The sequence below is a fragment of the Pseudomonas sp. RIT411 genome (assembly GCF_003057735.2).
Taxonomy (GTDB): domain Bacteria; phylum Pseudomonadota; class Gammaproteobacteria; order Pseudomonadales; family Pseudomonadaceae; genus Chryseomonas; species Chryseomonas oryzihabitans.
On the sequence record NZ_QBIZ02000001.1, the window covers coordinates 514180 to 536982 of the forward strand.

17 protein-coding genes are annotated in these 22803 nt (G+C 64.4%); all 17 read right to left on the reverse strand.

The features are described 5' to 3' along the window. Positions 1-13: 13 nt before the first annotated feature. Positions 14-2833 (reverse strand): bifunctional transaldolase/phosoglucose isomerase, encoded by a 2820-nt coding sequence (locus DBY63_RS02380; RefSeq protein ID WP_108581177.1) that lies wholly within the window; start codon positions 2831-2833, stop codon positions 14-16. Next, positions 2830-4914 carry a transketolase gene (tkt, locus tag DBY63_RS02385; protein WP_108581178.1) on the reverse strand — a complete coding sequence of 695 codons (2085 nt, stop codon included), beginning with the start codon at positions 4912-4914 and terminating at the stop codon, positions 2830-2832. Before tkt ends, DBY63_RS02380 begins: the two co-directional genes overlap by 4 nt. A 241-nt stretch (positions 4915-5155) precedes the next feature. Next, a complete protein-coding gene (locus tag DBY63_RS02390) occupies positions 5156-6538 on the reverse strand; it encodes a sigma-54 dependent transcriptional regulator (protein ID WP_108581179.1) in 1383 nt (460 codons plus the stop codon). Then, a complete protein-coding gene (locus DBY63_RS02395) occupies positions 6535-7644 on the reverse strand; it encodes an ATP-binding protein (protein ID WP_288505541.1) in 1110 nt (369 codons plus the stop codon). The genes DBY63_RS02390 and DBY63_RS02395 overlap by 4 nt, the downstream gene beginning before the upstream one ends. A gap of 278 nt (positions 7645-7922) precedes the next feature. Next, positions 7923-9401 carry a sigma-54 dependent transcriptional regulator gene (locus tag DBY63_RS02400; RefSeq protein WP_044340926.1) on the reverse strand — a complete coding sequence of 493 codons (1479 nt, stop codon included), beginning with the start codon at positions 9399-9401 and terminating at the stop codon, positions 7923-7925. 164 nt (positions 9402-9565) lie between these two features. After that, on the reverse strand, positions 9566-9877 hold the full coding sequence (locus DBY63_RS02405) for a flagellar protein FliT (RefSeq protein ID WP_027598011.1): 312 nt from the start codon (positions 9875-9877) through the stop codon (positions 9566-9568). Positions 9878-9891: 14 nt separating this feature from the next. Continuing rightward, positions 9892-10272 (reverse strand): flagellar export chaperone FliS, encoded by a 381-nt coding sequence (gene fliS / locus DBY63_RS02410; RefSeq protein ID WP_058791679.1) that lies wholly within the window; start codon positions 10270-10272, stop codon positions 9892-9894. Between the two features lie 94 nt (positions 10273-10366). Continuing rightward, entirely contained in the window at positions 10367-11824 is a 1458-nt protein-coding gene (fliD, locus tag DBY63_RS02415; protein ID WP_108581180.1) for a flagellar filament capping protein FliD, read from the reverse strand. 71 nt (positions 11825-11895) lie between these two features. Continuing rightward, positions 11896-12285, reverse strand: coding sequence for a flagellar protein FlaG (locus DBY63_RS25135; RefSeq protein WP_077172406.1), 390 nt, complete (start codon positions 12283-12285; stop codon positions 11896-11898). Positions 12286-12357: 72 nt separating this feature from the next. Beyond that, complete coding sequence (locus DBY63_RS02425) at positions 12358-13791, reverse strand: flagellin (protein ID WP_077172405.1); 1434 nt, start codon at positions 13789-13791, stop codon at positions 12358-12360. A 238-nt stretch (positions 13792-14029) separates the two neighbouring features. Continuing rightward, positions 14030-17965: a glycosyltransferase gene (locus DBY63_RS02430; RefSeq protein WP_108581181.1), complete on the reverse strand. Its 3936-nt coding sequence runs from the start codon at positions 17963-17965 to the stop codon at positions 14030-14032. Next, on the reverse strand, positions 17962-18993 hold the full coding sequence (locus DBY63_RS02435; RefSeq protein ID WP_108581182.1) for a hypothetical protein: 1032 nt from the start codon (positions 18991-18993) through the stop codon (positions 17962-17964). Before DBY63_RS02435 ends, DBY63_RS02430 begins: the two co-directional genes overlap by 4 nt. Further along, entirely contained in the window at positions 18990-19670 is a 681-nt protein-coding gene (locus tag DBY63_RS02440; RefSeq protein WP_108581183.1) for a PIG-L deacetylase family protein, read from the reverse strand. The genes DBY63_RS02435 and DBY63_RS02440 overlap by 4 nt, the downstream gene beginning before the upstream one ends. Further along, on the reverse strand, positions 19667-20347 hold the full coding sequence (locus DBY63_RS02445) for a class I SAM-dependent methyltransferase (RefSeq protein WP_027598017.1): 681 nt from the start codon (positions 20345-20347) through the stop codon (positions 19667-19669). Before DBY63_RS02445 ends, DBY63_RS02440 begins: the two co-directional genes overlap by 4 nt. After that, positions 20344-21027, reverse strand: coding sequence for a WbqC family protein (locus DBY63_RS02450; RefSeq protein ID WP_158541717.1), 684 nt, complete (start codon positions 21025-21027; stop codon positions 20344-20346). Before DBY63_RS02450 ends, DBY63_RS02445 begins: the two co-directional genes overlap by 4 nt. Beyond that, the gene (locus DBY63_RS02455; protein ID WP_108581185.1) at positions 21024-21734 is read right to left on the reverse strand and encodes a hypothetical protein; all 711 of its coding nucleotides are present in this window, start codon (positions 21732-21734) and stop codon (positions 21024-21026) included. The genes DBY63_RS02450 and DBY63_RS02455 overlap by 4 nt, the downstream gene beginning before the upstream one ends. Then, the gene (locus DBY63_RS02460; protein ID WP_108581186.1) at positions 21731-22783 is read right to left on the reverse strand and encodes an N-acetylneuraminate synthase family protein; all 1053 of its coding nucleotides are present in this window, start codon (positions 22781-22783) and stop codon (positions 21731-21733) included. Before DBY63_RS02460 ends, DBY63_RS02455 begins: the two co-directional genes overlap by 4 nt. Positions 22784-22803 lie beyond the last annotated feature (20 nt).

Consider the following 22803-nt stretch of genomic DNA (forward strand, 5'->3'; position numbering starts at 1 on the left):
TGACTCCTTGAGGTCAGGCGACCGCCGCCTCGACCAGTTCGACGATTTGTTGCAGGCCGGCGTCGATGTCGCCGCCCTTGATATGCACGCGCAGGTAGCGCCGTCCCCGTTCGGCCAGCACCTCGAGGTCGCCCTTGGCCTGGGCGGCCTCGACGACACCAAAGCTCAGACTCCGCCCTGGAATCTCCAGGTCGTTCTGGGCATCGGCGGTAATCTGGATGAACACACCCGAGTTCGGACCGCCCTTGTAGGCCTGTCCGGTGGAGTGCAGAAAGCGGGGGCCGAAGCCGCCGACGGTCGCTACGCGCTTGCTGTCGCGAATGCTATCACGCATGGCGCTCAAGGCCTCCTCATGCACGGCATTGCGCTCGAGATAGGCCAGCACGGCGAGGTAATCGCCGGGCTGCAGGCGCGCCAGGTGCGCCCTGATCGCCGCGCGGGCGGTGTCCTGCCCCTGCAGGTCGGCATCGCCGAACAGGGCCAGGGTACCCTCCTCCAGCAGCGGTTCGTCGCCGGCCAGACGCCCTTCGCGTTCGTAGCCGTCGGTAAGGGCGCGGGTCTTGATCTTGCTGGCTTCCACGTCGGGCTGATCGAAGGGATTGATGCCGATGACGGCACCGGCCACCTCAGTCGCCACCTCCCAACGGAAGAATTCCTGGCCGATCAGTTCGGCGCGGGCGAGACGGATGTCCACCACCGGATGCCCGGCTGCGGCCAGGGCCTGCAGGCGACGGTCGCGCTCGGCGTCTTCTTCGCCCGCCAGCACCAGGCTGACGAACACCCGATCCGCCCCATAGACGGCTGGCTCACCGAGCGGCTCCAGGTCCACCGGGATGATGCCCTTGCCCTGCTTGCCGGTGCTCTCGGCGAGCAACTGCTCCAGCCAGGCGCCCAGGCTGGCGACACCTGGCGAGGCGATCAGGGTGACCTTGTCGCGTCCGGCACGCACCGCCTCGCCCAGGACCACGCCCAGGCGGATGCCGGGATTGATGGCCGGCGGCGCACTGGGGCTGCAGGCCAGCACCATGGGCTGGGTCACCTGGAAGAAATCGGCCACCGAATGGCCGAGCAGCGCCAGGGGCACCATGCCGAATACCGACAGCACCGAATAGCGTCCACCGATATGGGGATCGCCCTGGAAAATAGCCCGGTAGCCCTCGGCCGTGGCACTGGCTTCGAGCTTGGAGCCGGGATCGGTAATGGCGACGAAGCGCCGCTGGGCTGTTTCCGCACCCAGGGCCTGCTCGACGGCCTTGTGGAAATAGGCGCGCAGGATTTCTGGCTCCAGGGTCGAGCCGGATTTGCTCGAAACCAGGAACAGCGTCCGGTGCAGGTCCAGTTGCTCTTCCAGGGCGGCGATCTGCGCCGGATCGGTGGAATCGAGCACCTTGAGCTTGAGCCCGCCTGGCGCGGTGCCCAGGGTATTGGCCAGCACCTCCGGACCCAGGCTCGAACCGCCCATGCCCAGCAGCACCACGGTATCCAGGCCCTCTTGCCGGGCCGCTTCCGCCAGGGCTGCCAAGGCTTTGGGGTCAGCCTGACGGCCCTGGGCCGCGGCCAGCCAGCCGACCCACTGGTCTTCGTCGCGACCGGTCCAGAGCGAGGCATCGCCCTGCCACAGCCTACGGGACCAGCCTTCACGGCGTGCCTCGTCGAGACGCTTTTCCACCGCTTCATTCAGCGCATCGGGCAGGCGATAGTCCGCGGTATTCAGGCGCTCACCCAGGAAATCGATGCGCTTCTGGCCGACCGCGCCCAGCAGCGCATCGGCGGCGTCCTCGAACTGGCGGGCACCGTCCTTGACCAGCCGCTTGGCCACGCCATCCAGGTCCAGCCCGAAACGGGCCGTCGCATCCACCACGCGCTGCGCGGCTTCGATGTCGGTGCTCAGCATGGGAGCCGCCGTGCCATGGTCACGGAAGGCATCCATGGTTTTCGGCGGCATGGTGTTGACGGTATCCGGCCCGATCAGTTGGTCGACATAGAGGGTATCGGGATAGGCCGGATCCTTGGAGCCGGTGGAGGCCCACAGCAGACGCTGCGGGCGCGCGCCCTTGGCTTCCAGGACCTTCCAGCGCGGCGACTGGACCAGCCGCTGGTAGTCCTGATAGGCCAGCTTGGCGTTGGCGATGGCGACCTTGCCACGCAGCCCGCCCAGCTCGGCGTCCTCGCCCTTGCGCTCGTCGATCAGCTTGTCCAGCACGCCATCGACCCGGCTGATGAAGAAGCTCGCCACGCTGGCGAGACGGGAGATGTCTTCACCGCGATGCAAGCGGGCTTCCAGACCGGCGATATAGGCTTCCGCCACCGCCATGTAGGCGTTGCGATCGAACAGCAGGGTCACATTGACGTTGATCCCCTCTTCGATCAGCTTGCGGATGGCCACGGCACCCTCGGGCGTACCCGGCACCTTGACCATGAGGTTGGGTCGGTCCACCGCCTGCCAGAGCCGGCGCGCCTCTTCCAGGGTGGCACGGGTATCCAGCGCCAGATAGGGCGAGACCTCCAGGCTCACATAGCCATCGCGGCCTTCGAGACGATCATAGACCGGTCGCAGGATGTCGGCGGCCTGCTGGATGTCCTCGATCGCCAGATGCTCATAGACATCCACCGGCTCGGCATCGGCCTTTTCCAGAAAGGCCTCGAGGCTGGCATCGTAGTCACTGCCATGCCCCATGGCCTTCTCGAAGATCGACGGGTTGGAGGTGACGCCGGTGAGGCCGTCACGCTCGATCAGCTTCTGCAGTTCACCCTTGGCGAGGAACTCGCGACTGACGAAGTCGAGCCAGACCGCCTGGCCCTGCTCCGTCAGCTGTTTGAGTGGATTGCTCATGTGGCGCTCCCCTGACGTTGCGCCTGCTCCTTGGCCAGCTTGACCACGTTTTCTACGGTGTAGCCGTATTTGGCCTGCAGCTTGCCGATGGGCGCCGAGGCCCCGAAGGTGCTCATGGTCACCGAGGCACCCTTGCGCCCGATATAGCGCTCCCAGCCGAGGGGACCGGCCTGCTCGATGGCGACGCGCCCCAGCACCTCATCAGGCAGCACGGACTGCTTGTAAGCCTCGTCCTGCTCTTCGAACAACTCCCAGCAGGGCATGGAAACCACTCGTGCCTTGACCCCTTCGCCCTTGAGCTGCTCATAAGCCTGCATCGCCAGGCCCAATTCACTGCCGGTAGCCATAAGGATGACCTGGGGCTTACCGCCCTCGGCATCGGCCACCACGTAGGCACCCTGAGCGACCCCTTCGGCACTGGCGTACTTCGAACGATCCAGGGTCGGCAGCGGCTGGCGCGACAGCACCATGCAGGAGGGTCTATTGGTCTGCTGCAGGGCGATCTTCCAGGCCTGCACGGCTTCGTTGGCATCGCCCGGACGCAGGGTCAGCAGGCCCGGGGTGGCGCGCAGTTGCGCCAGGTGCTCGATGGGCTGGTGGGTCGGGCCGTCTTCGCCAACGCCGATGGAGTCGTGGGTGAAGACGAAGACCACGGGCAATTCCATGATCGACGCCAGGCGGATCGGCGGCTTCATGTAGTCGCTGAACACCAGGAAGGTGGCGGTGAAGCTGCGCAGGTAGCAGAGCGCCATGCCGTTGGCGATGGAGCCCATGGCATGCTCGCGAATGCCGAAGTGCATGTTGCGCCCCGCAGGCTCCCGCGCGGAGAAGCTGCCGGCGCCGTCGAACTTGAGGTTGGTCTTGGTGGACGGCGCCAGGTCGGCGGCGCCCCCGACCAGCCAGGGGATCTGCTCGGCGAAGGCGTTGAGCGCCTTACCGCCGGATTCCCGGGAGGCCACGCCCTTGGCGTCGGCGTCGAAGCTGGGCAGCTTGGCGTCCCAGCCCTCGGGCATCGCGCCAGCGCGCATGCGCTGGAGTTCGTCGGCACGACGCGGATCGTCCTGGCGCAGGCGGTCGAAGGCGCGATTCCAGTCTTCGTAGAGGCCGCTGGCACGCTCCAGCAGGGCATCCCGCAGGTGATGACGGGCTTCGTCGGGCACCAGGAAGTCGGCATCTTCCGGCCAGCCATAGGCCTTCTTCGCCAGCTTGATCTCGTCCGCGCCCAACGGCTCGCCGTGGGCCGCCGCGGTGTTCTGCTTGTTGGGTGCGCCATAGCCGATCAGGCTGTCGACCACGATCAGGGTCGGCTTGCCGGTGTTGCCCTTGAAGCGATGCAGGGCGGCGGCCAGGGCCTCGGCGTCGTTGGCATCCTTGACGTGCAGGGTGTGCCAGCCATAGCCACGGAAGCGCTCGGCCACGTCTTCGCTGAAGGCCAGCTCGGTGTGGCCCTCGATGCTGATGGTGTTGTTGTCGTAGATCCAGCAGAGGTTGTCCAGCCCCAGGTGGCCGGCCATGGACGCTGCCTCGCCGGTGACCCCTTCCATCATGTCGCCGTCGCCGCAGAGGACGTAGACGTCATAGTCGAACAGGGTCACGCCCGGCTGATTGAAACGCGCCGCCAGCCACTTCTGCGCCAGTGCCATGCCGACGCTGTTGCCGCAGCCTTGCCCCAGCGGACCGGTGGTGGTCTCGATGCCGGTGGTCATGCGGTACTCGGGATGGCCTGGGGTCTTGGAATCCAGCTGACGGAATTGCTTGATGTCCTCCAGGCTGACCGCTTCCTTGCCGGTCGCGGTGCCGTGCTCGTCGATCTCCTTGACGCCTGCGAGATGCAGCAGCGAATAGAGCAGCATGGAGGCATGGCCGACCGACAGCACGAAGCGGTCGCGGTTGGGCCAGTCCGGATGCTCGGGGTGATAGCGGAGGAAGCGGCTCCACAGCGTATGGCCGACCGGGGCCAGGGCCATCGGCGTACCAGGGTGGCCGGAATTGGCCTTCTGTACCGCATCCATGGACAGGGTACGGATGGTATTGATGGTCAATAGGTCGGCGTTGGAGCTGGAAGGTGCGGTGGAACCCATGGCAAGCGTCCTCGTGCTGGCAGGCGCGCCACCCGCGGCAAAAACGGCAAGCACCGTCCATGAAACCGTTTTCAGCACAAGCAGCGCCTAGGAGAAGAAAGCAAAGCGGCCGGACGGGGTCCGGGACGGCGGGGGCAAGCTTCCTCTGCGACCCCACGCCGCAGTCGCGATCCTTTCTCTAGAACAGCGCCTTAGACGGTTGGTTCCCTCCGGGTAGATAGCCGGCTATCGACTTGCGCGCTCAGCAACCGGCGAGCAATTCCTGCTCCACGTCCAGCCCGGCATCACGCATTTGCGCCAGCTTGTACCTGAGGGTGCGAGCACTGATGCCCAGGCGCTCGGCGGTCTCCTTGCGGCGGCCGCGTTCGGCCTTCAGGGTATCGAGGATCACCTGGAATTCCCGATCGCGCAGATCGGCGTCCAATGGACGCATGGCATCGGCCACGCCTGACGTCAGCACGGGCGCTGCGACAGGCGTCTGGGAGACACCGGTCGCCAGCCAGTGCAGTCCGAAATCCTCGGCCTGGAGCTGGTGGCCCGGTTGCAGGATCAGCGCCCGCTGCACGGCATTGTCCAGTTCGCGCACATTGCCCGGCCAGGGATGCTCGGCCAGCGCCTGGCGCGCGGCGGCGCTCAGGGCCGGTACCGGACGATTCATCCGCGCGGCCTGGACAGCCAGCAGCCGTTCGGCCAGGGGCACGATGTCGGCCGGTCGCTCGCGCAGCGGCAGCCAAGCCAGCGGAAAGACTGACAGGCGATAGAAGAGGTCTTCACGGAAGCGTCCGGCGGCCACCTCCTCCGCCAGCCTGCGGTTGCTGGTGGCCACCACGCGGATGTCCAGCGCCAGCGGCTTGCGCGCCCCGACCCGCTCCACCTCACGCTCCTGCAGGACCCGCAGCAGCTTGGCCTGCAACCCAAGCGGCATCTCGGAGATCTCGTCCAGGAGCAGGGTACCGCCTTGGGCCAGTTCGAACTTGCCCGGCTGGGCGGCGATGGCGCCGGTGAAGGCGCCCTTCTCATGACCGAAGAGGATGGCTTCGAGCAGGTGATCGGGGATGGCCGCGCAGTTGACCGCCACGAAGGGGCCGTCCGCCCGCGCCGATTGATCGTGGATGAAGCGCGCCAGCACCTCCTTGCCGGTGCCCGACTCGCCGGTGATGAGCACCGTGGCCTCGCTCCGGGCGACCCGGCTGGCCAGCTCCAGCAGTTGCCGACTTTGAGGATCGGCCGCCACCGGCTGACGCGCCCCGGGCACGCGGCGTCCCTGGGGGCAGCAGCGCGCCAGGGTGTCCAGCAGCAGGCGCGGCTCGAAGGGCTTGACCAGATAGTCCGCCGCGCCACCGCGCATGGCCTCGACGGCGCGTTCGATGCTGCCGAAGGCAGTCATCAGCAGCACCGGCAGCGCCGGATCACGCAGCCGGATACTGGCCAGCAATTCATGACCGTCGATGCCGGGCATGTTGACGTCGCTGATCACCAGGCCGAAGGGCTCCTCTGCCAGCGCCAGCAACGCCGCCTCGCCGCTGTCCACGGCGCGATAGCGATAACCGCCGAGTTCCAGGGTATCGGCCAGGGCTTCGCGCAGGGCGCGGTCGTCTTCCACCAGCAGGATGGGCAGGGTCATGCCGAGGTCTCCTCGCTCGCCAGCAGGGGCAGGATGAAGGTCACCACCGTGCCACGCCCCACCCGCGAGCGCACGGTCAGCCGGCCGCCGTGGGCCTTGGCCATCGCCAGGGCGACCGGCAGGCCGAGACCGGTGCCGGTGGTCTTGGTGCTGAGAAAGGGCTCGCCCAGGCGCTGCTGGACCGCCAGCGGAATGCCCGGACCGCTGTCGCTGATCGCCAGGCGCAACTCGCCGTTACGGCGATATAGATGCACCTTGAGCCGTCCCGAGCGGCCACTGCCCGCCATGGCCTGCAGGGCGTTGTGGATGAGGTTCAGGGCGGCGCCTACCAGCATGTCGCGGTTGCAAGCGAGCAGCCCGCCCTGGGCATCCAGTTGCCAACGCACAGGGCAGTCGCCGAGATGAGGGGTCGCCGACTCGCGTAGGGCAGCGAACAGCGCGCTGGGGGTCAGTCGATCCGCCAGGGGCAATTCGCCGCGAGCGAATACCAGCATGTCGCGGACCTGGTTCTCCAGTTCGTGCAGCCGCTCCTTGAGCCGGCTGGCGAAACGCTGTTGCTGCGCCAGCGCCAGGCCGCCCTCCTCCAGATGGCTGGCATAGAGCAGCGCCGCGGTCAGCGGGGTACGGATCTGATGCGCCAGCGAGGCCATGGTCCGCCCCAGCGCCGACAGCCGCTCATGCCGTGCCAGTTCGCCCTGCAGGTGACGGGTTTCGGTGAGGTCGTTGAGCAGCACCAGTTGTCCCGGCTCGCCATCCAGGGAGCGGATGGCGATGGACAGGCGCCGGCCGTCACGCAGGGATACCTCGTGGCCGTCGTCATGGCGCGGGGCAAAGGCCCGGGCGATCACCGTACGCCACAGCTCGCCTGCCAGGGGCTCGCCGAGCAGGGCCTGGGCCACGGGGTTGGCATCGCGCACGCGCCCGGCGCCGTCCAGCACCACGATGCCAGCGGGCAGGACGTCGAGCAGATTCTGCAGCCGGCTGGCCAGGCGCTCCTTTTCCGCCAGCTCCTGCAGACGCTGGGCAGACACCCACTCCAGTTCGCCCTGCAGCGAATTCATCCGGGCTTCGAGCAACTGGAAGGATTCGCTCAGCTGGCGCGACATCTGCCCCAGGGCTTCACGGGCCTGCGCGGAGGCGGAAGCCTCCACGGCAGCGTCGGCAGGGACGGCGGAAGAAAGGGCTTGCGCAGGCATCGGCTGGGGCTCGCGACGGACAATTGACATTGTCCAGGCTGGAGCAAGACCCATGCCGTCCTGGCGCCAAAGCGCCGTAGCGCGGAAAACGGCGCGGCCTTTTCCACTTGCCACGCTAAAAAATAAGGTGGATGAGGCTGCGCCGTCATCCACCCTACGTTGACCCATTCAGCGCTATAGAGGGTTCGCTAGATCTCTTCGTCGAACTCGTCGTCGCGACGGCCCATGCCGTACTTGCGCATCTTCTCCACCAGGGTGGTCCGGCGGATGCGCAGTCGCTCGGCGGCACGTGCCACGACGCCACCGGCATCGTCCAGCGCCTGCTGGATAAAGCTCTTTTCCAGGTTGGCCAGGTAGTCCTTGAGATCCAGGCCTTCGCTGGGCAGCAGCGCCGAGGACGACACCTCGACCGTCCCGATCCCGGCCATGGCCTCGCGCTCCTGCAATTCCTCGCGCAGGGACTCCACCATGGGATCGGCTTCGTCTTCCACGTAGCGGAACTTGAGCGGCAACTCGGCCACGCCGATGACGCCATAGGGATGCATGATCGCCATGCGTTCCACGAGGTTCGCCAGTTCGCGGACATTGCCCGGCCACTCGTGGCGGCACAGCGACATGATGGCCGCCGAGTTGAAGCGGATGGAGCCCCGCTTCTCGTGTTCCATCCGCGCGATCAGTTCGTTGATCAGCAGCGGGATGTCTTCACCCCGTTCGCGCAGCGGCGCCATGTCGATGGGGAAGACATTGAGGCGGTAGTAGAGGTCTTCGCGGAAGGTGCCGGCGGCGATCATCTGCTCCAGGTTCTTGTGGGTCGCCGCGATGATGCGCACGTCCACGCTCTGGGTCTTGTTGCTGCCTACCCGCTCGTAGGTCCGTTCCTGCAGCACCCGCAGGAGCTTGACCTGCATGGGCAGCGGCATGTCGCCGATCTCGTCGAGGAACAGGGTGCCGGTGTTGGCCAATTCGAAACGACCGGCGCGACTGGTGATGGCGCCGGTGAAAGCACCCTTCTCGTGACCGAACAGCTCGCTTTCCAGCAACTCTGCCGGAATGGCGCCGCAGTTGACCGGCACGAAGGGCGCCTCGCGGCGCTTGGAGTGGAAGTGCAGGTTGCGCGCCACCACCTCCTTGCCGGTGCCGGATTCACCGAGGATGAGTACCGTGGCCTCGGTATCGGCCACCTGCTGCATCATCTTGCGCACGCCCTGGATGGCGCGGCTGGTACCCACCAGGCTGCGGAACAGCTCGGGCTCGCGCTGACGCCCGCGATCCCGAGCCTGGTCGTACATCTCGCGATAGACCTGGGCACGGTGCAGGGAATCCAGCAGCTTGTTGTAGGCCAGCGGGTATTCGAGGGAGACCAGCACGCGGCGGCGGACATCGTCCGGCCACTCCGGCTGCGCCGCTTCGCCGAGCAACAGCAGCGGGACCATCTCGTCCCAGGCCACCACCTGCTTGAGCAGCTCGACGCTGTTGCCACGGCTGTCGACGCGACCGACCAGCACACAGCTGACCTGCCGACTGCTGTCGAGCGCTTCGAGGGTGGCCTGCCAATCGGAACTGGTGCAGGCGAGATGAGCTTCGCCGAGAAAATCGAGAATGACCGAGACCGCCTTGCGCCGCTCGGCTTCATCGTCGATCAGAAGGATCTTGGTTTCACGCCACATGTCCCTGCCCCAATTCGGCTTGTCGGTTCGCTACGCGCAGGTGTCGCCTGCATCCAAGTGCCAACTGGTCGGCATCTTGCGCAAGTTAAGACAAATTGTGATGCGGGGTCAATTTTATGGCGGCGAAATATCCAAACTTTGAATTACCGTCCAACAGATGACAGTCAACCGAACAGTTGATAGACCTTGGCGGCCTGATTCGACTTGTTGAGCTTGGTCAACTCTTGGGCGGTAGCGTCCCGCTCTGCCTTGCAGCTCTGCAGCAGGGAGGCATAGAGCGCCAGCAGGCGCTCGAGGCTGGCACGCAGGGCTACGGCCTCGTCCCCCGTGGCATACATGGCTTCGTCGACGAACAGCCGGCAATCCAGATCCAGCTCGGCGATCCGCGTCCAGTCTCCGGCCTTGAGCGCAGCGGCCATCTGCTCATAGACGAGCTCGACGCGTTCCACCGGGGTCTTTTGCATGGCGACGTTCATCGGTCGACTCCAGATCAGGGGGCAATGGCATCCCAGCCGGATTTGATCTCGCGGATCAGGCCGGATACTTCTTCAAGGATAACAGGATCATTGTTGCGGTTGGCTTCGCTGAGCCGGCGGATCATATAGTCGTACAGACGATCCAGGTTGGTGGCGATCTCACCACCCTGCTCGAAATCGAGGACGTCCTTGAGACCGGCGATGATGGATACCGCCTTGCCGATCAGCTCGCCCTTCTCCGGCAGCCAACCCCGCTCAAGCGCGCCTTGCGCCTTGGCCAGACGATCCAAGGCGCCCTGCATGAGCATCTGGATCAGCTGATGGGGACTGGCTTCGAACACCTGCGCCTGCAGGCCGACCTGCTGGTATTGGCGCATGGCTGTCATTGCGTTCATGTCACGACCTCTGTGTGTTTCCGATACTTTCTTTATCGGTCATGACGCGAATTACTTGACCCCTTTATCGACCGGATTGGCCGAATCGGCCCACTCAACTCTTGTTGGCGAAGGGCATGGCCGCCAGCTGTTGGGAGAGCGAGGACGCGGTGGTCGACAACGACGAGTACAGCTGGTCCATGGCGTTGTATTGCTTGTAGAGACGATCCGAGAGCGCGGTCATACGCGTGTTGAGCGTGGCGGTCTGGGCGTCCACGTTCTTCAAGGTGGTGCTCAGGGAGTTCGAACGCTGCTCGAGAATGCCATTGGTCATGGTATAGGGATCGAGCTTACCCTTGAGCCGCGCCGCTATGCCCTGGTCGCCAGTGAAGAAGCTGGACAGGTCACTGAAGTTGGAGCTCACCATACTGCTCAGCTTGGTGTCGTCGATGGCCAGGGTGCCATCCTTCTGGGTGGTGATACCCAGGTCGGCCAGCGCCTTGACGGCGCCTGTCCCCTGCATGGTGCCAAGCTCGCTGCGGATGGTGGTCGTGAGGCCGCGAGCAGTCGCATCCCCCACCAGCGCAGCCGCGATGGGCGAGCTGTTGTCCCCGACCTTCGTCACCGAGGTCTGGGTCTTGATGACACCCATGAGCTTGTTGTAGGCATCCACGAAGCCCTTGATGTTGCCCTTGACACCCGACTCGTCCTGGCTGACGCCGACGGTCATCGGACTGTCCGCCGGGGTGGTGGCCTTGAGGGTGAAACTTAGACCATCGACCGCATTGCTCACCGTGTTCGAAGCGCTGGTGACCTTCAGACCATCGATGGTCATCTGGGCACTCTTGGCTTTGGAGAGCGAATGGGCGGCGGCAGGATCGCTGGAGTCACTGTTGCTTGGCGTGTAGGCCAGCTTGGTCAGACTCTGTTTGCCCGAACCATCATCACCACTCACCGACACCGAGATGTCATTACCGTCACCGGTCTTGGTGCTGCTCAATACCAGTCGTGAACCCGTGTCGTCATTGACGACACTAGCACTGATGCCCTGGTTCTGTCCGGCCTTATTGATGGCATCGCGGATGCCACTCAGGGTGTTGTTGGTGGCATCGACCTGAATGTCCGAGAGCTTGGTATCGCCGATCTTGATGCTCAGCGTGCCCTTGCCGAAGGTGGTGGGAATCGTAGTGGAAGTCTTGTTATCGCTGGCAGTCGTGGTGGAGGTGGCTGGTACGGACGCCAGGGCCACCTTGCTACTGCCAGCCAGCTGAGTGACTGCGACCTGATAGCTCCCGACGCTGGCGCTGGTACTGGCCGTGGCCGTGAGATAGTCACTTTTCGACAGGGTGACGGCCCGCGCCTGGAAGCTGGTGGGGCTATTGAGCGTGGTCAGCGCGGTCTGGAATTCGCTGATGGCGCCCTTCAGGGAACCGATCGCGGTGAGCTGCGCGGTCGCCTTGGTTTGCGTCGCGTTCAACTGATCCATCTTGGGTGCTTTTTCGGCGGCCACCATCTTGGTGACGATGGAGTCGATGTCCAGCCCCGAGCCGCCAATTCCGCTGATACCTGCCATGTCGCTATCCCCCTGCCAACGTTACGTCGTCGCCCCTGCGCTTAGTCAGTCTGATTCAAGTTCCGCGCCAACTAGGCTTTGGCCTTGAACATCAGGCTGCGCATCTCATCCAGCTGTTTAGCCAGCTTGAGCACCTCCTCGCTGGGCATCTGCCGGATGAGCTTGCCGGACTCACCGTCCAGCACCTTGACCACCACCTCGCCGGTGGAGTCATCGATACTGAAATCCAGGTTGCGGTGGTCTTCCTGGAATTTCGATTTCAGCTTGGACAGGGCGCCATCCATGTTGCCGTCTTCCGGCTTCTCGGCCTTGTCCCCGTCGGCCTTGCTGGTCTGGGAAACCGGCTTGACCGTAGAGTCCGCCGTGGGCGCCGCAGCGCTGAAGGACGTCGCGGCCGCAGGGCTCGATTGAGCGCCATAGGGCCTTACCGCTGAAAAACCCGTTGTCTTGACGATGTCCATTGTAATGTCCTCACAACGCATGAAAGGGAGAAGGGGCGTCCCCCTTCTCCCTGCCTAGACCGATCTCTGCCCTTACTGGAGCAGGCTGAGAACCGACTGGGGCAGCTGCTTGGCCTGGGCCAGGATCGCGGTACCAGCCTGTTGCAGTACCTGGTTCTTCGACAGGTTCGCGGTTTCTGCGGCGTAGTCGGTGTCCTTGATGCGGCTACGGGCGGAGGTGGCGTTCTCCGAGATGTTGGTCAGGTTGCTGATGGTGTTGTCGAAGCGGTTCTGCACCGCACCGAGGTCAGCGCGCTGGGAGTCGATGTTGGCCAGGGCCTGGTCGATCACGGACAGGGCCTTCTGAGCGCCGTCGGCCGTGGAGATGTCGACGTCGGAGACCTTGCTCAGCGAAGACTTGGTCGAACCAAAAATCGCAGTGGTATCACCTGTCATGGCGAAGGTGGTCGGCGAATCTAGCTTGACGTAGCCCATGGCTTGACCGCCATTGGCCCGCACATCCACACCGGTACTAAACGAACCATCGGACTTCTGCGAGGAAACCGTGATGGCACCGGCTGCGTTACCGGTATCCGCACCGAAGGTTACGTTTTCGCCAGTGGCCGAGGTGATGGTCAGCTTTTTGGCTTGGCTGTCGTAGTTAGCAGTAACGCCCAGTTTGGCGGCGTTGGCGTTGATCTGGTCAGCCATGTCCTTGGTACTGGCCACACCGACCAGGTTCAGCGAGTTGCTGCCCACGTTCATGGTCATGTTGGCCGCACCGCTGGTAATGGAATCGGTTACGGTCAGCACAGTACGCGCCGAAGCAGCAAGACCAGGAATCTGGCCATTCATAGCGCCAGCGATGGTCTTGGCCGAGTCACCGGCGGCGTAGTTCACAGGCTGGCTCTTGCCACCGCCCACGAGAGTGATGCTGCCGCTGGTGGTGAGTACACCACCGCTGCCAGCAACCGCATTACCTGCGCTGGTGCTGGCACCACTGCCGATCTGGTTGGAACCCAAGGCAGTGGCCGAGGTGTCCTTCAGGGTGACATCGATGGTTTCGTAGGCGTTGGCGCCGATCTGGAAGCTGGTGGTGCCGAAGGAGCCGTCCAGCAGCTTGCGGCCACCGAAGGTGGTGGTCTGGGCGATACGGGTCAGTTCGTTCTGCTGCGCGGTCACTTCCTTCTGCAGAGCGGAACGGTCGGCGTCGCTGTTGGAGCCGTTGGCGGACTGCACGGCCAGGTCGCGAATACGCTGCAGGATGTTGGTGGACTGCTGCATGGCGCCTTCAGCGGTCTGCGACAGGGAGATACCGTCGTTGGCGTTGCGAGTCGCCTGGTTCAAACCGTTGATCTGGTTGGTCAGACGGTTGGAGATCTGCAGACCGGCGGCATCGTCCTTGGCGCTGTTGATACGGCTACCGGTGGACAGACGCTGCATGGAGGTGGCCAGGGAGCTGGACGCGTTCTGCAGGTTACGCTGAGTGTTCAGGGAAGGGATGTTGGTATTGACGGTAAGTGCCATGGTGGCGTCTCCAGTTGAACCTTGTGTGCCTGAGCATGCGAATGGGACCTGCTTGCTCAGACGCCCCTGTATTTCGCATTCATCTTGTTTATCGGCGCCTGTCGCTAGAACTTTAAGGGTGTTTGGCGATTTTCTTCGCCAGACACTTGACAGTGATCAAACGCCGGAGAGTGACATCCAGGTTATCGACGGGAGAGCCGTTTTATTTAATGGCGAAGCGCACTTTTCATCGCGACGTTCAACCGGGTAGCCATCCAGCCTGCCAGACGTCCAGATTGCAGCCTTCAAGCATCCACTGTTGGAGCACCTGTTCACGCAGCAGATCGCCCTGTCGCGCGGTGGCATCCAGATCGGCCAGCTGACTGCGAATGGCATCGCACCAGTCCTTGAATCTGTTGCGCACCCGGGTGACCGGCAGATCACCCCGGTAGGGCTCGATATCCGAGCACACCACCGGGAAACCGCAGGCGCCATATTCGAGCAGCCGCAGGTTGGTCTTGCAGCGGTTGAACAGGTTGTCTTCGAGCGGCGCAATGGCCAGGTCGAGATTCAGGCTGGCCAGCTTGGCCGGGTAGTCATTGATGAAGACTCCCGGATGGAACTCATGCACATAGGGTCTGAGTCGGTCGGGGCACATCCCGAAGAGGACCCACTCCACTTCATCGGCAAGCGCCTGGACGACATCCACCACCAACTCCAAGTCGCCGGTATGGCTGCTGCCCCCCGCCCAGCCCACTCGTGGCTTGCGTCCCTGCCTACGCAGGCTCTGCCGCCCCGCCCACCAGCGTGGAGGCAGGAAGTTCGGTACGACGCGTATATCGGTATTCATACCGGCCAGAGCACTGCTTAGCGCCGGCGTGGAAACCACCAGGCGGTCGCAGGTCGCCACGGCCTGACGCAGCGCCTTGAGGATATCCTTGGGTATCGAGGCGCGATGCATGCTCTTGAGCGGCAAGTTCGGCAGATAGTCGTCCAGCTCGAACACCGTGAAGGTGCGCGACAGCCTCTGCAAGCGACGCAGGCTGTCACGCTGGTCATCGGTGATCTGCCGCTGCAGAACCAGGGTATCGACCGAAAAACGCTCCAGCTCCAGAGGCGTCGGATGCTGGGCGCAGATCAGCCCTTCCACCCGGCCGGCATCGCGCAGCGCCATCAGCGGCTGACGTATCCGGTAGTGGCCGCAGCCCGCTTCGTCGGCGGGACAGACCAGGATCTGTGGCAGGACAGCCTGCTGCAGGCGTCGCGTACCGTATTCGAAGCTGAAGCCGCTGCCGGCCAATGAGAGCTGGGAATTGTAGGCTGGATCCCGTGCCAGCACGGGGAGCCAACGTTCCTGCAGCGCCTCGCGCTCCGTCGCTCGTTGCCGATCGACCAGCGTGCCGTCCAGGCCTTCTTGGATAACGGTCGCCTGGGGTGTCCAGACGTTGAGATAACCCGCCTGCCGCAGGCGCAGGCAGAAATCCACCGGGCCATAGGCCAGCGGAAAGCGCTCGGCATCCCAGCCATCCAGCGCCAGGATCAATTCGCGCTTCAGTAACAGGCAGCTCGCACCCAGGGCGCTGTAATCCTGCACCAGTTGCAGACGACTCAGATAGCCAGGCGTCTGCAGGTCCTCTCCGGCGAAGGCGGCACTGGCCCCATCGTCCAGGCCCAGCAGCAGGCCCGCTTCGAGGATCCGCCCCTGGGGATCACAGATGCGTGGTCCAACGGCGCCGACCTCCGGCCGCTGTCCCTGATCGAGCAGAATCTCCAGCCAGTCCGGTTGCACCAGCACGCAACTGGGCTCGAGCAGCAGCAGGAAGTCCGCCGCGCTGGCCTGGGCCACGGCGTTGATCAGCGCGGAGCGATTCGGCTCGCCAGCAAAGCGCCAGACCTTAACCTGTTCGGCACCCAGCGCCTCCAGGTCATCCAGCCAGCGTTGCGTCGCCGGCTGACGGCTGCCGCAATCGACCAGCAGGACCTCAAAACCGGCATAGCGGGTCTGTTCCAGCAGGCTGTCCAGACAGCGCTGGGCGCGCTCCAGCTCATCCAGCACCGGGATGACCACCGATACGCTGGGAGTCGCCTGATGGCCGTAGGTGATGAGATACCGCCGTGGCAGAAAGGCTTCGACCCGGGCCTCGGCATAGCCGCGCGCCTGCACGTGCTGCTCCAGCGCCACCTGCTCGGCGGGCTCGACGCTCAGGGCGGGACTGTCCGCGACCAGCAGGACCTCGGGCAGATGCTCGATACCGGCCCCGGCATGGCGCTGGATCACCCGCAGCAGCAGATCCAGAGGTGCCGCAGTGCCGTAGGCGGGCTCCAGGCCGCCCAGGGCGAGTAGGCTCGACTGACGCACGGCCCAGTGCCGGCCGAACAACGCCGGAAAGCTCAGCAGCAGATCCAGGTTGAAGTCCGGGCGAAAGCAGGCGCCGATCGCGCCTTCGGCAGAGCGCTGCAATTCGTCGGCGAAACAGGCATGACTCGCCTGCCCCGCGGGATCCTGCAACTGCAACCGGGCCAGCATCGAGGTGAACAGCAGTAGGCCGCTGCGAGTGAATTCGCCACCGGCGTCCAGGGTCAGCCACCAGTCGCAAGCCCCATTGCCCTGCTCCTGCATTCGGGCCGAGGCAACGTTCATGACCTCTCCTGCCCCGACCGGCAGCCATTCGACGCCGGCCTCCAGGGTGACGGGCGCAGGCGCCGGGCTGACTACCACGGCGGTCCAGGCCGTACCCAGGGTCTCTTGCAGACTGGCCAGGGTTCGCTCCACCGCAACGGCGTTCTGGCCGGCATCCAGAATCAGGATTCCCAGCAATTGCCGACCGCGGCCCAGCTCCTCAACCGGACGCTGCAGCGCCTCGCGCTCTGCCGCGATAGGCAGGCGGGCATCCAGCCAGGCCAGCAGACGCGGCACCAGGCCGACGGCCATCTCACCCATCAGTTGTGCCACGCGCTGGGCGGCATCGCCCGCCTGGGCAAGGTTGTAATAGGGTGCGCTGCGGGCGCTGGCCGCGACCTGGCGAGCCCGCTCGACAGGATCGCGCAGCAGGCGGCCAAGCGCATCGGGGAGCTCTTGCGCCGTGACGTCGGCGATACCGGCCTCCGCTGCATAGCAGGGTCCGAAGGGCATGTTGCCGGGATGCCGCAAATTGATGGCAGCGGTGCCGCTCAGCAAGGCTTCCACGCAGTAGTTGGAATCCACGGCGATCAGCACATCGGCGACCACCGGCCAGAGCGGACCGTCTTCGGCCAGATAGAAATAGCGCCCCGGATCGGCCTGGCGTTCGCGCAGCAATTCAGCCACGCGCGTCTCGCCGAACTGGAAATTGGGCGGACGATCCTTGATCACCGGATTGAAGGTCAAGCCGCTACTGAACAGCTTCTCGCAAGCATCGATGAAGGCTGCCACGGTCCGTTCGAAAATGGCCTGGTCACCGTGGGCGCTATGGCCGCTCGCCCAGGTGGTGCCGAACACCACGATGGGTTCTCCGACGCGCAGACCATGCCTGGCATGCAGGGCCGCGGCATGCTCGGCACGGGCGGCCCGCCGCGCGGGAATGCCATCCCAGGCCGGATTGCCAGTGACCCTCAGGCGCTCCGGCGGCACCCCATAATCCAGATAGCCCTCCAGGCCACGCTGGCCATAGACGGCGGTGATGTCGGCGACCTGGCGCCCATGCACCGTGTAGGGATCGTTCAGCGCCAGGGCGTGGGACAGGTGCAGGGAGGGAATCCCCTGGGTACGCGCCCAGAGCATGGTCACCTTGGCGATGACCATCACGTCTTCACTGCCCAGCACCAGGCTCAGCCGGTAGTCGCGTTGCGCGCGGGCAAGGCTTTCCAGCAGCGTCACCACGGTGGGCAACTCGGCGTGCAGGCGGGCATCGATCAGGGCGTGCAGCGCGGTCCAGTCTTCGTTGTGCAGACGCGCCGGTGGCCCCTGATCGAACCAGAGCTGCAGGCGGCTATGCCAGTGGTAGGTGTCGCGCTCGACGGCGAAGACGCCCGCATCGTCCAGCTCCTGATCCAGCACGAAGACTTTGCTACCCGCCTCGTCCAATACGTCCAGCAGCCCCTGCGAGACATAGGGCGACAGGGTGATCAGGGTCAGGGGACCGTGTCGGCGGAAGAACTCCCGCAACACCGGCAGTTGATTGTCCCAAAGGAAGGCGACGATGGCCGGGGCTTTCACGAGGGCGCTCTCCGTGCCGGAAAATACTGCCGCAACAGCGGCGTCATCAGGGAATAGTCGAGGCCACGCAACAGCTCTTCATGTTCGCCGGAGCCCTGGCGCCACGCGTCCAGTATGGTCATGGCCCGCTGATCGATCGCCTCCGCGGACTGCCAATCGCGCAATTGCCGAGCGGCTGATTCTGGCAGCAGCGCCAGCCAATCCAGCTGCGGATAGTGGCGCTGCAGAACTTCGCCAAGCATGAGCAACAGCTGCTGGGCACGCAGGGAAGAAGTCGCCTCCGCCTGGCTTGCCGCCAGCGCCTCGGCACCCGGCGCCAGGCGCAGAGGATCACTCAGGGCCTGGTCGCGCTCGGCGAGCTGCTGCAATGCGTCCGCAGGATCCACCGCCCCGGGACGCTTCTCTGCCGCGACCAGGCAGCGTCCACTTGCCCGGGGTGCCAGCGTGGCGAAAACCTCCTGTTCCAGGCGCAGCGCCCAGGTCAGCAGCGGCTCGTCGTTGGCGAGCCAGGACAGCAGCCGCCGCCACTTGTGTCTGTGCCTGAGCCCCCGATACAGCCAAGCATTGTCCCAGAGCCCGGCATAGGGTTCGACGGCGATGACAGCCAGCCCCTGGGCGCTCAACTGGCTGATCAGGTCGCGTACGGCATAGCAAGGCGTCCGCTGATCCTGGGCTGTCAGGCGCCGACCGAACCCCTGCCAGTGCTCCGCCGGACGTACGTCCAGTACCAGTCGCCCGCCCTCTTCCAAGGCAGCGGCGTAGTCATGCCAGCGCTGTTCAGCCGTTAGACTTGCCGGTAGCGCGGCATAGGCCTGCATATTGCGGGTCGCCGGTACGGACAGCTGGTCGGCGCTCACCCGCAGGGGTTCGGCTGCGGGATCCAGTTGGCGCCGGGCGAAGGCATCTTCCACCTGCTGCCGCAGGCAATCGATCCCGGCATTGCCGAAGAGCCAGGGACCGTCTGATAACGGCAGGTCGGTCGAGGTCCAGTCCCGGGCAACCGGTGAGCCGCCGTCGTACTCGATCATGATTGCAGCAGCCTGCCAAGCACGAAGGCTTCTGCCGCGGCCATGCCGACACAGGCACCACGCCAACGGGCAAGATGCTCGACTGCCTTCAGCGAGCGCGGGTGCGGCCAGGCGCGCATTTCCATGGCATAGGCATCCAGGGCCTGCAGCTTGAGCGTCAGCACGGAATCGATATTGACGAACCAGTTCGGCAGGAAGGCCGGTGCGCTGTGAGGAGGCTGCCATTCGGTGGACGAGGCGACTTCGAAGAACAGCAGGGTATGCACCGGATGACCCGGTTGCGGGCGGCACGCGGTGACTACCGCTTCGTGCAGGCGTCGATGATCGATGTTCACGTCGCCACACCAGTGGCCATAGACGATACCGGGCCGCAGCTCGCCAATCAGGGCTTCGACGGGCTTGACCAGATCCAGCAGATCGAGGCTGTCGAGGCGATTGTCCGGCAGGTCGAGACGGGTCAGGCGATCCACTCCCAGAATGCGATTGGCGTCGTCGGACGCCTTCTCGAGGGCGAGGCGCTCCGCCTCCTCGGGTGTGCCGCGACTGTAGAGCCCCTGGGCCATGATGACGACATGCACCTCGTCCCCCCGTGCCTTGTGCTGGGCGATAGCGCCACCACAGCCAAGAATCTCGTCGTCCGGATGGGCGGCGATGACCAGAACGCGTTCGTTGCTCATGAGCTTTTCTTCTCGGGTTTGCGCGCCACCAGCGACCAGGTGGCTATGCACAGGCCATCGGCCGGCTCCAGGCGCTGGGCACGTCGTTCTTCGAGGTGCAGCAGGTCGAAATCGGTGAAGAGTTCGCGCAGCTGGGCCTCATCGGCAAAGTGCACCCGCCCCACCCCGGCAAAGGGCCCGGACGTGTAAGAGGTACGGGTATTGGCATCGGTATCGGGTCGCCCATGGACAACCTCCGAATGCGCGGTGGAAAACCAGTCCACGCCAATGAACAGCCCACCGGGCCGCAGGGCCGCCAGCACCTGGGCCAGGCAACGTCGGATGGCGGCGGTGGTGTTGTGAGTCAGACTGGCGCGATCAAGAATCAGCTCGAAGCCTGGCGTTAGCGGCCAGGCCTCGGTGAAGTCAGCGACGAGCAACCTCTCTCTGAGCGGCGGAAAGCGTTCTTGCAGCTGAGTGACCATGGTCGGACTGCCATCGAGGCCGTGGTAGTCGACCCCGAGCTGCAGAAAAAACGGGATGTTGGCACCCGCGCCACAACCGAGTTCCAGAACACGGTGGCCTGCGCCGAGCATGGGATGATGGCGCCGGGTCAGGCTGACCACATCCGACCAGGGCCAGATGGACAGATGGGTATTGGCCGCATAGCGCTGCTCCCATTCGGCGGAAAAGGTCATGGCTGACTCCTGAAGGGGGTGATCGATTCGGGCTGATTGAACCACCAGTCGACCACGCCTAGGCCGGGACTGAACTCGCCCCAGAGCTGAGGATAGGATCGCGGCACGAACGCCTGGTACTCCACGACTATTCCGGCGTTGGTAAACGACGCCTCATCCAGATAGTCACGCCCAAGGCTACCCGATACATAATGTCTAGCCCCCAGGCGCTGGCAGATTTCCAGTACCAGCGCCGACTTGCGCTGCCGCAGGTCGAGGTCGCTCGCGCGCAGCACGGGTGTCGAGATCCGCAATTCGTCGAGCCAGAAGCGCAGCTGGCGCCAGCACCAGGCCGAGAGCAAGTCTTCAGGTTCGGCGTAGAGGGCCTCAAGACGCGCAAAGCGCATGGCGAAATGCGGAGTGCGCCGATAATTCAGCGCCAGCGCCTTGAGGTGGTCGGCGCGCCAATCGCGCGAATTGTCGATACGGGTCTCGCTCAGATCGCTGTTCAGGTGGCCGCGACTGGATACCGGTATGCTCAGCCACTGGATACCCTGAGGGGTCTTGATGCGATTGCGATTGATGAAGCTGTTCTTCTCGAATTGCACGGTATCGAGAAAGACGAAACGGTCGACCTGGGCGATGCGATCGAAGTAACCGAGCCAGGGTAGATAAGCAGGCTGATGAATGGCCACCCTCACACCCAGTCCTCCAGCCACTCGATTTCACCCGAAGCGCAGTATTCGAGGCGCAAGGGCGGCGGAAAAGCAGGGGGTATCTCGGGGCGAACCTCGACGAGGTATTTGACGCCCCGGTAAAAAAAGAAGGCTGGATGAGCCGCCTCCACTGCACGCAGATGCGGGATCCAGTCCGCAAAGGGTCGCGTCGGATCTATCTCGTTGTCCGCAGGCCGTCGGCGCTCGCGAAACGCACCTTCGCCCGACTGGGGTATGGCAGGAAAATCGCCTGTCGGCCAACGCTCCAGCAATCGACCGAGCACCTGTAGAAAAAGTGGCTCGTCCACCTGCCGGAGATAGGCCGCGGTGTACTCGGGACGTAATGGAAAGCTGGCCTGGACGATCAGATCACCCGTGTCGGCCGCTGCAGCGGCGCGAAAGCCGGTCACCACATAGCAGGGCTGATTCTCGACGATGCTGTAGTAGATCGGCGCCCACCCCCTGCCCTGGGGCAAGGCCGACGCATGGAAGACCAGTACTCGGTCCAGCGTTTCGGCAGGCAGCAGCCTGCGATAATTGAAGGGTACGATGGCCGTGTAGCGCTCCGGCTCTGCCGGATAGTGCACGGCCAGGTCCACGACCACCCGAGATGACGGCAGCAGACGTTCCAGCAACGTAGCGGCCGGTGCCTCCGCCAGGTCATTGAGTAGCAGGCAGATCCTCGGCTTCACAGGTCGATCACCGCGCCTGCCAGGAAATCCCGCGAAGCCGATCGTCCCACCAAGCGTCTCTGGAAGGACGGCGGAAGTCCGATACCACCCGCTACCCGTCGCGCACCGAGGTTTTCAGCGCTGAAGAGCTCGCCGTGACGAATATCACGGGAGGCCACCAGCACACGTTGAAACTCACGCTTGTTCGTCAGCTCTTCCACCGTCGGACGGACATAGGGACGGCCCATCATGGCCGCCGCCTGGTGGATGTGTTCGATCCAGCACGCAAGACCCAGCGGATCTTCGGAAAACCAGTGATCCGGTCCGGGCAGATCGTGATCGAGGGTGAAATGCTTTTCGAACACACGGGCGCCGAGGGCCAGTGCCAATGCTGCAGCGAGAGGGCCCTGGGTATGGTCGGAAAACCCGACGGTGAGGCCGGGGAAGGCGTGCTGCAAGGTAGTCAGGCGGCTGAGGTGTACATCGTCTGGCGGCGTCGGATACTGGGAGGTACAAAGCAGTAGCACCAGCGGTCGACCGGCGAACCAGCCGACGCTTTCCAGCGCCTGATGCACCTCGGCCAGATCGCTCATCCCGCAGGACAGGATCAGCGGCAGATCTTCGCCAGCATAGCTTTCCAGCAGCGGCAGATTGGTGAAGTCGTCGGATCCGACCTTGATGGCAGGCACGCCGATCTGCAGCAATAGATCCAGGTCGGGTCGATTCTGCGGCGTTGAAAAGAAGGTGATATCGACGGCCTGGCAATGCGCCTTGATCGCCTGCCACTGCGCAGGAGCGAACTGATAGCGCTGGAACATCGCCAGCATGGGCTCGGTGACCGTATGGCCTTGCGAGCGGTAAGTGAAGGTTTGCTCGGGATCGCCGCAGAAATCCTTGGCCTTGAACGTCTGAAACTTGACCGCATCCGCACCGGCCGACTTGGCCACCTCGATCAAACGAAACGCCGTGTCCAGATCACCGTTGTGATTGATGCCAACCTCGGCAATGCAGTACGGCGGGTGCGCTATCCCAATCTCGCGGCCGGCGATGGCGAATGGACGTGGGTACATGCGAGCTTTCCTCCACCGCC